The 14,592-nt window shown below is 71.2% G+C and carries 10 protein-coding genes; 7 read left to right on the top strand and 3 right to left on the bottom strand.

Annotated features, from left to right (window positions below; translation table 11 throughout):
- Positions 1–3: 3 nt before the first annotated feature.
- Complete coding sequence (locus FHS07_RS07610) at positions 4–1,068, bottom strand: 3-hydroxyisobutyryl-CoA hydrolase (RefSeq protein ID WP_183419226.1); 1,065 nt, start codon at positions 1,066–1,068, stop codon at positions 4–6.
- Between the two features lie 109 nt (positions 1,069–1,177).
- Between FHS07_RS07610 and FHS07_RS07605 the strand changes: the two genes are divergently transcribed.
- The 3 genes from FHS07_RS07605 to FHS07_RS07595 all read left to right on the top strand — a co-directional run bounded on the left by FHS07_RS07605 (position 1,178) and on the right by FHS07_RS07595 (position 4,178).
- On the top strand, positions 1,178–2,407 hold the full coding sequence (locus FHS07_RS07605) for an ABC transporter ATP-binding protein (protein WP_183419225.1): 1,230 nt from the start codon (positions 1,178–1,180) through the stop codon (positions 2,405–2,407).
- Complete coding sequence (locus FHS07_RS07600; protein ID WP_183419224.1) at positions 2,404–3,222, top strand: ABC-2 transporter permease; 819 nt, start codon at positions 2,404–2,406, stop codon at positions 3,220–3,222. The genes FHS07_RS07605 and FHS07_RS07600 overlap by 4 nt, the downstream gene beginning before the upstream one ends.
- Positions 3,223–3,359: 137 nt before the next feature.
- The gene (locus FHS07_RS07595) at positions 3,360–4,178 is read left to right on the top strand and encodes a TSUP family transporter (RefSeq protein WP_183419223.1); all 819 of its coding nucleotides are present in this window, start codon (positions 3,360–3,362) and stop codon (positions 4,176–4,178) included.
- 133 nt (positions 4,179–4,311) lie between these two features.
- Here the strand turns inward: FHS07_RS07595 and FHS07_RS07590 are convergent, their stop codons facing one another.
- Complete coding sequence (locus tag FHS07_RS07590; protein ID WP_183419222.1) at positions 4,312–4,701, bottom strand: hypothetical protein; 390 nt, start codon at positions 4,699–4,701, stop codon at positions 4,312–4,314.
- 157 nt (positions 4,702–4,858) lie between these two features.
- A complete protein-coding gene (locus tag FHS07_RS07585; protein WP_183419221.1) occupies positions 4,859–8,344 on the bottom strand; it encodes a family 43 glycosylhydrolase in 3,486 nt (1,161 codons plus the stop codon).
- A gap of 248 nt (positions 8,345–8,592) precedes the next feature.
- Here FHS07_RS07585 and cofG point away from each other — a divergent pair, with 248 nt between their 5' ends.
- From cofG to FHS07_RS07565, 4 genes are all read left to right on the top strand, one after another.
- A complete protein-coding gene (gene cofG, locus FHS07_RS16665) occupies positions 8,593–11,154 on the top strand; it encodes a 7,8-didemethyl-8-hydroxy-5-deazariboflavin synthase CofG (RefSeq protein ID WP_183419220.1) in 2,562 nt (853 codons plus the stop codon).
- The gene (locus tag FHS07_RS07575; protein WP_183419219.1) at positions 11,151–12,770 is read left to right on the top strand and encodes an NAD(P)-binding domain-containing protein; all 1,620 of its coding nucleotides are present in this window, start codon (positions 11,151–11,153) and stop codon (positions 12,768–12,770) included. The genes cofG and FHS07_RS07575 overlap by 4 nt, the downstream gene beginning before the upstream one ends.
- Positions 12,771–12,782: 12 nt before the next feature.
- Entirely contained in the window at positions 12,783–13,793 is a 1,011-nt protein-coding gene (fgd, locus tag FHS07_RS07570) for a glucose-6-phosphate dehydrogenase (coenzyme-F420) (protein ID WP_183419218.1), read from the top strand.
- A gap of 158 nt (positions 13,794–13,951) precedes the next feature.
- Positions 13,952–14,587: a glycosyltransferase family protein gene (locus tag FHS07_RS07565; RefSeq protein ID WP_246383144.1), complete on the top strand. Its 636-nt coding sequence runs from the start codon at positions 13,952–13,954 to the stop codon at positions 14,585–14,587.
- Positions 14,588–14,592 lie beyond the last annotated feature (5 nt).

Below are 14,592 nucleotides of genomic sequence, written 5' to 3'. Positions count from 1 at the left end.
TCGTCACCACAACGCAGGGATGGGCTCGTAGGCGAACGCCTCGGCGACGCGCTCCGGGGGGAGGTCGTCGAGGCGCGCCGGCGACCATGACGGCGAACGGTCCTTGTCGACGACCTGCGCGCGGATGCCCTCGACGAGGTCGGGCTGCGTGAACGCGAACCACAGCACGAGGCCGTACTCCTGCGTGAGGGCGGCCCGGAGCGAGGGCAGCTCGCGCGCCCTCCGGACCGCCTCGAGGGTCACGGCGAGCGCCGTCGGCGACGCGGTCGCCAGCACCTCGGCCGTCTGCCGCGCCTCGGCCTCGGGTCGGGCGCGCAGTCGTTCCAGGATGCCGGGAACGTCGGCGGCCGAGAACGCCGCGTCGATCCATTCCCGCGCGGTCTCGAAGCGCGACGGCTCGGGGGTCTCGTCGAACAGCAGCACCAGCTCGGTGGGGCTGGAGGGGTCGGCGCGATACTCCAGCGCTTCGTAGAGCGCCGGGAGGTGCGCGGTGGGCACCATGTGGTCGGCGAAGCCGGCGTACAGGGCGTCCGCGGCATCCATCGTCCCGCCCGTCAGCGCGAGGTACTCGCCGATCCGGCCGGGCGCACGACCGAGCAGCCACGACCCGCCGACGTCGGGGGTGAACCCGATGCGCGTCTCGGGCATCGCCAGACGCGAGCGTTCGGTGACGATGCGGATCGCCGCGTGGCCGGCCAGGCCGATGCCCCCGCCCATGCACACGCCGTCGGCGATGGCGACGACCGGCTTCTTCGACGTGGAGATGCGGTGGTCGAGGGCGTACTCCTCGCGGAAGAAGGCATGCACCTCGTCGACGCGGCCCCCCACCACCATCTCGTGCAGGGCCCGCACGTCGCCGCCGGCGCAGAAGCCGCGCTCGCCCGCCCCGTCGAGCAGAACGATGTCGACGTCGGTGTCGCTCTCCCACCTGTCGAGGGTGAGGTGGAGCGCGCGGATCATGCCGAGGTCGAGCGCGTTGATCGCCGCCGGACGGTTGAGCGTGAGGTGGCCGAGACCACCGCGGCCACCGACCAGGAGATTGTCGTTCTCGGTTCGCTCTGCGTGCACGCTGCCACGTTACACAGGCCCGGTGGACCGCCTCCGACTCGGGGAGGATGCGTTTTCGGCCCCGGATCGGGGAAGATAGGCGGAACGTCTGCCGAAGGAAAGGGGCCGCATGCCCGACGGACAGGTGCTCGAACTGGCCGGCCTCACCAAACGGTTCGGGGCGATCTCGGCCGTCGACGGCCTGACCGCCCGCATCGAACCCGGGCAGGTCACGGGTTTTCTCGGCCCGAACGGAGCGGGCAAGACGACGTCGCTGCGGATGCTGCTCGGACTGGTGCGCCCCACCGCGGGCACCGCCACGATCGGGGGCAAGCGGTACGCCGACCTCGCCTCGCCCTTGCGGAGCGTCGGTGCCGCTCTCGAGGCATCCAGTTTCCACCCCGGTCGCTCGGCCGCGAATCACCTGAAGGTCTACGCGCGCGCCGCGACCCTCCCCACCTCCCGTATCGACGAGGTGCTCGGTCTCGTCGGTCTCGCCGACGTCGCGGGGCGCCGCGTCGGCGGTTTCTCGCTCGGCATGCGCCAGCGCCTGGGCCTGGCCACCGCGCTTCTCGGCGATCCCGGCGTACTCGTGCTCGACGAGCCGTCGAACGGGCTCGACCCCGAGGGCATCCGATGGATGCGCTCGCTGCTGCGCCATCTCGCCGAAGAGGGCCGTACGGTGCTGATCTCCTCGCACCTGCTCGCCGAGGTGCAGCAGACCGTCGACGCGCTGCTGATCATCTCGCGGGGGCGCCTGGTGTTCCAGGGCGGTATCGAAGACCTCGCCGACCCCGACGAGTACGCCACGGTCGTCGACTCCCCTGACCGTGCCGCACTGTCGCGCCTGCTCGACGACCGCGGGATCGACCATCAGTTGCTGCGCAACGGCTTCACGATCCGCCACCACGAACCGGTCGAGATCGGATCCCTCGCCGCGGGCGCCGGCATCGCGCTGTCGAACCTGCAGAGCAGGGGCGCGAGCCTGGAGGACATCTTCCTCGAGCTGGTCAGCGGCGTGCGCGTGCATTCGAGTGCCGGCGCGGCGCCTGCTCCGGTTACCGACGAGATTGCCTCCGCGGCGCAGGATCCCCGGGAGGTTCCGGATGCCGGGGAGGTTCCGGATGCCGACGCACCGACGCCCTCGCCGATCGCGGCACCCGCTGCATCAGCGGATCCCGACGACGACGACCCGCGTCCCTCGACGGCCATGGTGGCGGTGGCGCCGCCACCTCGGTCCGCCCGTCCCGCGGCGCCGCCGGCCGGTGAAGGTCCTCGGAACTCGTACTCCGTCGCATCGACGGGGGTCATCGACATCGTCCCCTCAGCAGCACCCGATGAGACGGAGGCCCCGCGATGAGCCTCATCGCTGCGACCCGTTCCGAGTACACCAAGCAGTTCACCACCGCCGGGTGGTGGGTGCTGGGCATCGTGCTCGTCGTCTACGTCGCCTTCACGGCCGGTGTCCTCGCCCTCGTGTTCGGCGGGGTGGCATCCGGTCAGCTGGCGGGGTCTCGCGGTCCCGCACCGTCCACCGACGGCATCCCGGCCCTCGTGTACAGCTCTGCGACCGCGGTCGGCTACGTCTTCCCCCTGCTCGTGGGCACGCTGATGGTCACGACGGAGTTCCGTCACAAGACGCTGACGCCGACGTTCCTCGCCAGCCCGCGCCGCGGCACGGTGCTGGTGGGCAAGTTCGTCGTCGGCATCGTGGTGGGCCTGCTGTACGGCATCCTGGGCTCGATCGCCGCGCTCGGCGCCGGTGCCGGCGTGCTGAGCTTCTTCGGCATCGACACCGCCCTCGGCGCCCCCGACACCTGGGAGCTCGTCGGCCGGATGCTGCTCGCGTTCGCGCTGTGGGCGCTCGTCGGTATCGGCGTCGGCACGGTCGTGCGCAATCAGGTCGCCGCGATCGTCATCGTGCTCGCCGTCACGCTGTTCGTCGAGCCGATCGTGCGGACCGCCGGTGGTCTGGTCGAGGGCTTCGCAGGGGTTGTGAAGTGGTTCCCGAGCGCTGCGAGCGACGCACTCGTCGGGCAGACGATCTTCGGCATCATGGGCAGCGCCGGCGGCGAGACCCTGGAGTGGTGGGCCGGCGGGCTCGTGCTGCTCGGCTACGCGGTGGTACTGGTCGTCGTGGGCCTGCTGACGACCTGGCGTCGCGACATCGACTGAGCACGGCGCTCCACCGGAACAGAACCCCCGACGGCTGACTGGGGCCGGAGTCGCCGTGCACCCGGGTTCGGCGGAGCGGCTCGGCCTCGACCCGCAGGGCGTTTTGGTGCGACCGGGACCAGCGGCGAGAATCAACCGTGCTCGATGGACCGGTGATCGCGGAGTGGCTGCCGGTGTCGGTGGCATCCCTGCTCCTGCTGCTGGTCGCCGCGGGGGTGGCCGGCTGGGTCGACGCGGTCGTCGGCGGCGGCGGACTCATCCAGCTCCCCGCCCTCGTCATCGCGGTGCCGAAAGACGTGGCGACGCCGTTCATCCTCGGCACCAACAAGCTCTCGTCGTTCTTCGGCACGCTGTCGGCCAGCTGGGTCTACCTCCGCAAGATACGGGTGCAGCTCGTGCTGCTCGTCCCCCTGGTCGCCGGGGCGTACGCCGGGTCGACCGCGGGCGCGGCGCTCTCTCGCTACGTGCCTCGCGAGGTGCTGACCCCGGTCGTGCTGGTGGCGGTGATCGCGGTGGCGCTGTACACCCTGTTCAAGCCGAAGATGGGCCTCGAGCACGCACCGCGCCACGGCGGCACCGCGGCCATCGCCTGGCGCGCCGCGACGATCGGTCTGCTGGTCGGCTTCTACGACGGCATCCTGGGTCCGGGGACGGGGTCGTTCTTCGTCATCCTCATCGTCGGGGTGCTGGGTTACGGCTTCCTGCAGGCGAGCGCCAACGCCAAGATCGCCAACCTCACCACGAACCTCGCCGCCCTCGCGGTGTACGGCGTGCACGGCGAGATCCTGCTGGTGCTGGGACTGGCGATGGCGGTGATGAACATCACCGGCGGCTTCATCGGCGCGCACATGGCTACGCGCCGTGGCAGCGGCTTCGTGCGGATCGTCTTCCTCGTGACCCTGTCGATCCTCATCGTCAAGCTCGCGTGGGACACCGTCGTGCAGTTCACCGCGTGAATCGCGCGGCGAAGCGCTCGTCTCCCGCCCGTCGTGTGTCCACGACATGCGGACGATCCGAGGAACCGTCCGCGTGTTCCGGACACTCGAAGGGGTCTGGTCGCCGGACGAGGGGCGCGAGCCGGGGCGCGCGTCAGGCGACGATGTCGGCCACGTTCTCGGGTTCGGATGCCACGTCGAGCCGCAGGGCCTGGAGCAACGCCACGCCGTGCTTGGTGGTCAGCACGAGGCGTTCGAACTCGTCGTGACCGGTGAGGTCGACCACCACGCTGGGCTTTCGCCCGCGGATGATGACGAAGTCGTTGCCCCCCGCCGATTTCCACGTGCCCATGCCGACGGCGACGGGCAGGTTGATGCCGGGGTTGGGGACGCCGCGCAACCACGTCCACGCGTCATCGGTGAGCTGCACGCGCTCGATGTGCTCACGCGGAACGACGATGTTGGACTTCCGGAACGACATCGCCCGCTCGGTCGACGAGAGCACGACCTCGAGCTGCGTCGAATCGAGCAGCAGGGTCACCATGGCATCCATCCTGCCAGCGCGCGCGGGTGCCCACCGGCCCCGCACCTCACGAGAGCGCAACGATCGCCCTCACCGTGGGTGGCGACGCCATCGCACGACGACGCCGCGCCCGGGAGAGGTCCGGACGCGGCGTCGTCGTGAGCGATCAGCCGGGCGGTCAGCCGCAGCTCGCGGCGGCGAACGGCACCGAGACCGTGTCGGTCACAGCCTTGCCGTTCACCGTCGCCGCGGCATCCACCGTCACCGTCCCGGCGGGGATCGACCCCGCACGGGTGGTGAAGGCGGCCGACGAGCTCTTGCCCGCCGCGAGCGCACCGAACGTCTTCGTTCCGTAAGGGCCCTTCGCCGTCACCGTCACCGGGAAGCCCTCGGCGTTTCGCACCGTGACGGTCTGGGTGACCTTGCCCGCGATGCACCGGGAGCTCACGGCTCCGGTGACCTCGAGGCCGGCCGGCGCGGTGACGACGACGGTGGCCGTGACACGACGGTTGTCGGGCGCGACTTCTTCGGTGCTCTCCATGTCGAAGATCGGCAGGCCGTCCACGGCGAAGTGCACCCGGCGCACGAACATGTCGCGACCGCTGAGGTTGTTGTTATCGGTGCGGGCGTGGAAGACGTACAGCAGGTTGTCGTCCTCGTCCTGCGACCACATGCCGTGGCCCGTGCCGAGCTGCCAGGAGCCGTTGAAGACGCCCGACTTCTGGATCGGGTAGTTGAGCTTGCTCCACGCGCTCGGCGAGGTCAGGTCGACGTTCTCGCCGGCCGTGGCCAGGGCGAGCCCGGTCGTGTACGTGTCGCCGACGGTCGATCCGGAGTAGATCAGGTACAGCTTGCCGTCACGCGCGTAGACGTTCGGTCCTTCGGCGATGACGTTGTCCCAGGCGTACTCGGGGGCGAGGATGCGCACCGGCTCCGAGGTGAGGCGGGTGGGGTCGGCCGGGTCCATCCTGGCGATGAACAGAGCGCCGAGCTGCTGCCACACGTAGTACGACTGACCCGAGTCCTCGACGTAGGTCATGTCGAGCGAGATCGTCTGGACGGGGTTCAGGATGCCGCCCCCTGCCCGCAGCACCTTCTGCGCCTTCGTCCAGTTGGCGGGCACCGCGGGATCGAGGTCGCGTCCCTGCGCGTCCTTCTTGAGCTGGATGATGCTGGCCTGGCCGGTGAACATGTCGGGACGACCGTTGGCGCCGTCGTAGCAGGGCATGAACAGGATCGAGAGTCTGCCGCCGATGACGTGGTACTCCGGAGCCCAGAAGCATCCGGTCATCGCCCGGCCCTCGGCGTCGGTGTCACCGCGACGCAGCAGGTCGACCTCGACGTTGCGCCCGGCGCGGATGGCGTCGTCGGAGAGGTCCTCGATCGAGTTCGCGATGCGGATCGGCATGTGCGCGCCGCCCTGCGGGTCGATGTTGCCGCCGTAGATGTCCTCGGTCGCGATCATGAGGAACTTCTGCTGCCCGTTCAGGTCGTAACGGAACACCGAGGGGTCGGCACGCTCGTCGGCGAACGGCGTCGCGTACTCCGGCTGCTTGATCGTGCCGGTGACCTCGTAGGTACCGGGCGTGGAGGTGTCGACCGCGCCGATGGATGCGGCATCCCAGGTCACCGGGCGGGTGGCCTTCGAGCCGTCCGAGTACGACAGTTCGACGCGCTTCGCCAGGGCCGCCGCGTCGACGGTGGCCCCCTGCGCGATCTCGACCCGAGCCGGGGCGGTGACGCCGGTGTTGGCGACACGTCCGAAACGCACCTCGAGCGCCGCCAGGGTGTCGGCGTCGACCGGGACGGTGTTGCCCGAGTCGAAGTTCGCCACCTCGGCCTCGTCGACGTCGACGGTCGCGGCGACCTCGCCGCGGCGCACCTCGCCACGGGTGGAGACGTCGCCCAGGTCGGCGAACGAGGTGTACATGGCGGCGCCGGCGTCCGACGTCCACGAGACCACGTAACGGTCCGCGGCGGAGTCGTACACGGCCGCGGGGTCGTTGACCCCCGACGTCACGCCGAGGTCGACCATGCCCACTTCGTCGTAGCTGCGCAGGTCGGCGCTACGGGCGAAGAGCATGCTCGAGGTCTGCGTCCCGTCGGCTCCGCCTCCGCGGGCCGTGCGGGTGGCGACGACGCCGTAGCCGCCGTCTTCGAGCGTGAACAGGTGCGGGTCGCGCAGGCTGCGGATGTCACCGTCGCGCGGACCGTTCGCTGGCACGGGGACGGCGGTCTTCGGAAAGAAGATGCCGTAGTTCTCGTTGAGCGGACGCCAGGCGTCGTCCTCGCCCACGGCGAGGTGCATGCTGAGCGCGACATCGGCGTTGTTCGCCTCGGTGACCAGCGTGGGCACGCGGTTGTAGGCGAGCAGTTGCGCGGTCGAGTCGGCAGGGAGCACCGTGACGGCGAAGGTGCGGTCGGCGGTCGCGCCGGTGGCGATGTCGGTCACGCGCACGGTGATCGATCCGTCGGCGCCCGAGACGACGCCGTCGGTCACGACGACACCGCCGTCGGTCGACCTCACGGCGACCGTCGTCCCCTCGGGGGCGGTGGGAAGCGTCGAACCCGATTCGAGGACGCTGGGGATGACGAACCGCCCCGCGAGGCGGGCCGCGCGCTGTGCGGCGGTCTCGGTCGACGCGGTCACGGTCACGGTGATGGTCCGGGTCGCCGTCACCCCGCGGACGGCGGCGGTCGCCGTCAGCTGCGCGGTTCCGCCCGGTTGACCGGCGACGGGGGCGGTCACCGTTCCATCGGGTGCCACGAGCGCGGGATTGCTCGAGGTCCAGGTCACGCGACCGCCCGAGGTCGGGAGGTCGATGTCGGCCGAGGTCGAGATGTCCTTCAGCGCCAGTGCGTCCAGGATCGCCTGCGCCTGCGCCCGCAGCTCGGTCGCGTGGGTCTCGGCGTCGGTCTGAGCCGTGGCCGCGACCTCTGTCGCCGACAGCGCGCGATCGTAGACGCGGAAGGCCGAGATCGCTCCCTGGAAGAGCGGGTCGGGCCAGGGGGCGCGGCCGATGGTGTTCAGCGACTGGTCGCGCACGTCGGCGGGGGTGCGATCGATCGCGGCGTCGGCGACGCGGACGCCGTCGAGGTAGAGGGACGCCCGCCCTGCGGCACCGTCGACGACGGAGGCGACGTTGACCCACTGATCGGCGGCGACACCGCACGACGAGGCTCCCACGAGCCGCTCGACACCGTCGGACTTCACACCGACGAGCGGCGTCCGACCGGAGCCGCAGTTGAGGGACGCGAAGAAGTACTCGGTGGCGGCGGACTCGTTGCCCACGTTCCACAGGAAGTGGAACGAGTTGAGCATGGCCTGTGACGCTTTGACCTCCGCGACGACCGTGGCCGATCGGTCACCCGCCAGGATGTCGTCGGGCAGCTCGACCCAGTTCCCCGTCGAGGTCTTGGCCCCGCCGCGCATGGTCAGGCCGCTCGCGGTCCAGTCGGCGCTCTGCACGTTGCGGACGGTCGCGGGGCCGAACGACGATCCCATCGCAGTGTTGGGGACGGTCGCACCGGAAGGCTGACGGAAGTCGTAGGCGGCGACGAGTCCGTCGACGGGGGCGGCGGCGACGGCGGGCTGGGCGGTCGCGAAGGTCGCCGCCCCGACCGCAAGCGCGGTGAGGAAGGCGAGGCGTCGTCGGGTACTCACGGTTTCCGGCTCCTTTGCTCGGGTGGTCGTGCAACCCCGTCGAGCGATGTGCTCGTCGACGCCGAGCAAGTCGGCGGAAGTGGGGGGTGCCCGTCCGGCGATGTTAGCGGCAACATTCACGACTGTCCACGGTCACTACGCGGGACGGCCGCACGACGAGGGCGCGGACAGGATGATCGGGCGTCCCGACCGGACCTCACCGCCGCGGTCCCGGCCCCGATGTCGGGGGCGGGGGATAGCCTGGAGCGATGAGTACGGGCAGCGCTGCGCCGCGAGTCGCACCGGCCCGAGGCGCCTCAATCGACGATCTCCTGACGCGCATCGCAGAGGGTCATCGCCCCGATGTCGACGAAACCGAGATGCTGCTCGGCGCGCCGCTGCCACGGCTCTTCCGGGTGGCATCCGCTCTCCGTGACGAGGGACTCGCCCGCGCCGACCGCCCCCGCGTGATCACGTACTCGCGCAAGGTGTTCGTTCCGCTGACGACCCTCTGCCGCGACCGGTGCCACTACTGCGTGTTCGTCGACACGCCCGGCCAGCTCAACCTGCTGCGCAAACCCGCCTACATGAGCCCCGAGCAGGTGTTGACGGTGGTGCGCCAGGGGCAGGCCCTCGGCTGCAAAGAGGCACTGCTCACCCTCGGCGATCGCCCCGAGGAACGGTGGCCCGAGGCGCGCGCCTGGCTCGACGAACACGGCTTCGCCTCGACCATCGACTACGTGGCACACATCGCCGGCCTCATCACCGCCGAGACCGGCATGCTCGTGCACGCCAATCCCGGCGTGATGCACCCCGACGACCTCGCTGCCCTGCGCCCCGTCTCGCCGTCGATGGGCATGATGCTCGAGACCACCTCGCGGCGCCTGTACGAAGAGCCCGGTCAGGTGCACTTCGGCTCGCCCGACAAAGATCCCGCGCTGCGCCTACGCGTCATCGACGACGCCGGAGCCGCCGGCGTCCCGTTCACCACCGGCATCCTGGTGGGGATCGGCGAGACCGTACGCGACCGCGCCGAATCGCTCGTCGCCCTGCGCGAGCTCGACGACCGCCATGGGCACGTGCAAGAGGTGATCGTGCAGAACTTCCGCGCGAAGCCTCGCACCGCCATGCAGGGCGCACCGGACGCCGACATGCACGACTATCTCGCGGCGGTCGCGGTCGCGCGGCTCGTGTTCGGCGCCGACATGCGCATCCAGGTGCCGCCGAACCTCTCCGACCCGCGCGAGCTCGGCTTGCTCATCGAGGCCGGCGCCGACGACTGGGGAGGCGTGTCCCCACTCACCGCCGACCACGTCAATCCCGAGCGCCCCTGGCCGCAGATCGACGACCTCGCCGCGCACACGGCCGCGGCCGGGTTCCTGCTGCGCGAGCGTCTCACCGCCCACCCTGAATACGTTCGGGATGCCGCGCGCTGGATCGACCCGACGCTCCACGCTCCCCTCCGGGCATTGGCGGATGCCGAAGGACTCGCGGCCCCCGTGAAGCCTGTGGGCGTGAGCGTGCCCGCGACGGGAGGAGAATCCGCCGCGACCTCCGCGACGGGAGGAGAATTCCCCGTGGGAGGACGCACCGCCCCGGCCGCATCCTCCGCCCCTGGAATCCTCTCCATTCCCGGCGCCGTCCCCGCCGCGCCGCGTCCCTCCACCCCCCACGCCGATCCCCGGGCTGTGCGGCCCGGCGCCGACCCGGGCGTCCGCCGGCTCGCCGAGCGCGCGGCATCCGGTCCCCTCGCCCTCGACGACGGCGACTGGGTGCGTCTGCTGCACGCGACCGGCGCAGAGCTCGACGAGCTGACGGCCGTCGCCGACGACGCGCGGCGATACACCGTCGGCGAGCCGATCACCCTCGTGCAGAACCGCAACCTCACCTCGACGGGCTTCCGACGCACCGGACGCGCCGGCCCGGGCGAGTTCGACCTCGACGACGCCACCGCCATCGCCGCGGACGCCGCCGACCTCGGCGCGACCGAGGTCTGCGTGCAGGGCACGCTCCGCAGCGACGAAGACCCCGCCGGGTACCTCGACATCGTGCGGGCCATGAAGCGCGGGGCCCCCGGTATCCACGTGCACGCCTACCGTCCGCTCGACGTGCGCGATCTCGCCGACCGGGGCGGCCTCGGGCTCGATGGTGCTCTCACGGCGATGCGCGAGGCGGGCATCGACACCGTCCCCGGCACGGGTGTCAAAGTCCTCAGCGAGCGGGTGCGCGCGCTCGTCGCGCCGGGCGACCTCGAGATCGATCACTGGGTCGAGACCATCGCGGCGGCGCATCGAGCCGGTTTCCGCTCGACCTCGGTGATCTTCTATGGCCACGTCGAGACCGCCGAAGAGCGCATCGCGCACCTGCGGCGTCTGCGCGCGATCCAGGGCGAGACCCGCGGCTTCGCCGAATTCGTCCCGATCCCCCTGCCCGGCGGTGACGTGCCGCTCGTCGCGGGCCGCGCGCCGATCGACGAGCATCGGGCGATGGTCGCGGTGTCGCGGCTGCTGCTGTCGGGCAGCATCCCGCACGTCCAGATCCCGTGGACCCGCGTGGGCGGCGAGATGGCGGCTGTACTGCTGCGCTCGGGAGGCGACGACCTCGGCGGCACACTCTACGACGGCCGTGTCCTGCCCGACGCGGGCATCGAGCAGGGACTCGAGCTGCCGGTCGCCGCGGCAGAACGCATCGCGCGGAGCCTCATGCGGCCCTTCCGGCTCCGCACGACCGACTACCGCGTGGCAACGGCTCTGCCCGATCCCTCCTCCCCGTACATCGTCACGAGCGGCGGCACCCGTTACCCCCTCCCCGCCGACGGGGCGCGGCCGTGAGGGTCGTCGACGTCGCGATCGTCGGCGCCGGCTTCGCCGGACTCGCCATGGCCGGAGCCCTGCGCCGGGCCGGACGCGACGACATCGTCGTGCTCGAACGCGCCGACGATGTCGGCGGGACGTGGCGCGACAACACGTACCCCGGCGTCGCGTGCGACGTGCCCGCGCACCTCTACAGCCTGGCGGCCCACCCGAACGCCGGGTGGTCGCGCACCTTCGCGCGCGGCCAGGAGATACAGACGTACCTTCAGGGCGTCGCCGCACGTGAGGGCCTCGGCGATCGGCTGCGTCTTCGCACGCCCCTTCTCGGGGCGGAATGGGATGCCGTCGACGCGGTCTGGCGCCTCGACACGGGCGCCGAACCCGTCGTCGCCCGCTCCCTCGTGCTGGCGTGCGGCCGCCTCACCGAGCCGCACGTCCCCGACATCCCCGGACTCGAATCCTTCGACGGCCCGATCTTCCACACCGCACGGTGGGACCACAGCGTCGCCCTCACCGGCACGCGTGTCGCGGTCGTCGGTACGGGCGCGAGCGCCGTACAGCTGGTGCCCGAGCTCGCCCGTCGCGGCGCCCAGGTGACACTGTTCCAGCGCACCCCGGCGTGGATCGTGCCCCGCGGAGGCGGCGATATCCCCGGCGCCGATCGAGAGCACCTCGACGCTCACCCCGGTGACCTGGCGCGCCTGCGCGCCGACCTCTACGCCGAAGGCGAGCAGCGCTTCGCCTCGCGCTCGGGCGACGCCGCGGCGTCCGCCGCCGCCCGCGCCACCGCGCTCGACCATCTGCACGCCCAGGTCGCCGACCCGGCATTGCGTGCCGCCCTCACCCCCGATTACGCCTTCGGATGCAAGCGCGTGCTGCTCTCCGACGCGTTCTACCCCGCCGTGGCCTCGGATGCCGTGACCCTCGAGCCCACGGCCCTCGCCGCCGTCGACGGCCCGATGCTGACGGCGGAGAGCGGTGAGCGCTACGAGGCCGATGTGCTCGTGCTGGCCACCGGCTTCGCGTCGGCCCAGCAGCCCTACGCAGATCTCGTGCGGGGCGAGGACGGGACGCTCGCGGCGCACTGGTCCGAGGGCATGACCTCTTTCGGTTCGACGGTGGTCGCGGGCTTCCCCAACCTCTTCGTGCTGAACGGCCCGAACGCCAGCCTCGGTCACAACTCGGCCGTCCTCATGGCCGAGGAGCAGGCGGCCTACGTCGTGCGCGCCCTCTGCGAGCGCGACCGGCGCCCCGATCCCGTCCTGCGCGTGCGGCCCGAAGCCGAAGCGGCGTACACCGACGAGATCGCCGCGGCCGCGGCATCCACTCCCTGGCTGACCGGCGGATGCCGCAACTGGTACGTCGACGACCGCTCCGGCCGGCTGACCCTGCTCTGGCCGGGGACGGTGCAAGCGTTCCGTGAGCGCCTGGTCGGAACCGACGGGTCAGAATTCTTCGCCACGCCCGGCTCAGGACCCGAGGCGGCAGGCGCCGTCCCCGCCGCCGCAGCGTCCCCGGGTCGCGCGGCATCCCCGGGTCCGGCGGCCGAGCCCGCCCCGGTGGCCGAGCCCGCCCCGGTGGCTCAGCCTGCCGAAGCCATCCCCATCCGTCCGCACGTCCATCCGCACGCCTAGGAGACACAGTTCATGAGCGTTCCGCTGAGATTCGGTTACAAGGCCTCGAGCGAGCAGTTTGGCCCCAACGAGCTGCTCGACTTCGGTGTGATGGCGGAGCAGGTGGGCTTCGACTCCGTCTTCCTCTCCGACCACCTGCAGCCCTGGATGCACGACGACGGCCACGCCCCCAACGCCCTCCCCTGGCTCGGTGCCCTGGGTGCCCGCACCGAGCGCGTGATCATCGGCACGAGCGTGCTGACCCCCACCTTCCGTTACCACCCCGGGGTGATCGCGCAGGTGTTCGCGACCCTCGGCGTGATGTACCCGGGTCGGGTGGTGCTCGGCGTCGGCACCGGCGAGGCCCTCAACGAGGTCACCCTCGGCCTTGAGTGGCCCGAGCCGCCCGAGCGCTTCCAGCGCCTCAAAGAGGCCATCACGATCATCAACGAACTGTGGGCGGACGAACGGGTCACCTACGAGGGCACCTACTACTCGGTGAAGGATGCCACCATCTACGATCGCCCCGCGCAGAAGGTGCCGATCTACATCGGCGCCTCCGGCCCCGCCGCCACGCGCCTGGCCGGCCGCATCGCCGAGGGATACATCACCACGAGCGGCAAAGACCCCGAGCTCTACACCGACAAGCTCCTCCCCGCTCTCGACGACGGTCTGTCGAAGGCCGGGCGCACGCGCGACGACGTCGACACGCTCATGGAGGTCAAGGTGTCATACCACCCCGACCATGACACCGCTCTCGAGAAGACACGCTTCTGGGCCCCGCTGGCTCTCAGCGCTGACGAGAAGATGAGCGTTCACGACCCTCTCGAGATGCAGCGCCTCGCCGCCGAACTGCCCATCGAGCGGGTGGCATCCCGATTCATCGTCTCGACCGACCCCGACGAGCACGTGGAGCGCATCGCGCGCTACGTCGACCTCGGCTTCCGCCATCTGGTGTTCCACGATCCCGGGCACGACCAGAAGCAGTTCTTGGAGATGTACGGCGAGGAGATCCTGCCGCGCCTGCGCAAGCGCTTCAGCTGACACCGGGGGCGCCTTCGGGATCGAGACGGCGCGAGCTCCTCGAGATGACCCGTGATTCTGCCCAGACGTCGGCCATCTCGATGATCGCCGGTCGTCGCTGCACGATCTCGGACGCGCCCCACCCGTGAATGTCGGGGGTTCGACGCACAATGGACGCGATGGACATCCCTGACACCGCCGGCTGGACGATCATCGTCCCGGTGAAACCCGCCGCCGTCGGCAAGTCGCGTCTGGTCGACGTCGGCACCGACCGCGAGGCGCTCGCGCGCGCCATCGCCCTCGACACCATCGCCGCCGCGGCCGCCGCGACCCGCGTCGCCCAGGTCATCGTGGTCACCGACGATGCCGGCATCCGTGGCGCACTTCGACGCGCGCGCCGTGTGGAGGTCGTGGCCGAGGGCGAGATCCGCGGCCTCGACGCCGCCATCGCGCTCGGCGCCGCCGTCGCCGGTCAGGGCACTGCACGCGCCGCTCTGCTCGGCGACCTGCCCGCCCTGCGCGCCGCCGACCTCGACGTCGCGCTCGAGCTCGCGGCATCCGTCGAACGGGGTCTGGTTCCGGATGCCGAGGCCACCGGCTCCACCCTCGTCACCGCCCGCGCGGGGGCGGTGTGGGTCTCGGCCTTCGGCGAGGACTCCGCGGCCCGCCACCGCCTGCTCGGCTGCACCGACCTCGCCGTCGAGCGCGACTCGACCCTCCGCCGCGACGTCGACACGGCCGCGCAGCTGACGCAGGCCGTGACGCTCGGCGTGGGTGCGCACACCTCGGCGGTCCTGGCTGCTGCGGCGGCCTGAGCCAT

Source organism: Microbacterium proteolyticum (assembly GCF_014192415.1).
GTDB classification, from domain to species: Bacteria; Actinomycetota; Actinomycetes; order Actinomycetales; family Microbacteriaceae; genus Microbacterium; species Microbacterium proteolyticum.
The sequence above is the reverse complement of the archived record's forward strand: the minus strand, read 5'-3'. Positions and strand labels throughout refer to the sequence as shown.

Bases quoted from the DNA above. Each gene is read 5' to 3' on its own strand.
- FHS07_RS07590 (WP_183419222.1), bottom strand. From the start codon at position 4,701: ATGGTGACCCTGCTGCTCGATTCGACGCAGCTCGAGGTCGTGCTCTCG.
- fgd (WP_183419218.1), top strand. From the start codon at position 12,783: ATGAGCGTTCCGCTGAGATTCGGTTACAAGGCCTCGAGCGAGCAGTTT.
- FHS07_RS07600 (WP_183419224.1), top strand. From the start codon at position 2,404: ATGAGCCTCATCGCTGCGACCCGTTCCGAGTACACCAAGCAGTTCACC.
- FHS07_RS07605 (WP_183419225.1), top strand. From the start codon at position 1,178: ATGCCCGACGGACAGGTGCTCGAACTGGCCGGCCTCACCAAACGGTTC.
- FHS07_RS07565 (WP_246383144.1), top strand. From the start codon at position 13,952: ATGGACATCCCTGACACCGCCGGCTGGACGATCATCGTCCCGGTGAAA.
- cofG (WP_183419220.1), top strand. From the start codon at position 8,593: ATGAGTACGGGCAGCGCTGCGCCGCGAGTCGCACCGGCCCGAGGCGCC.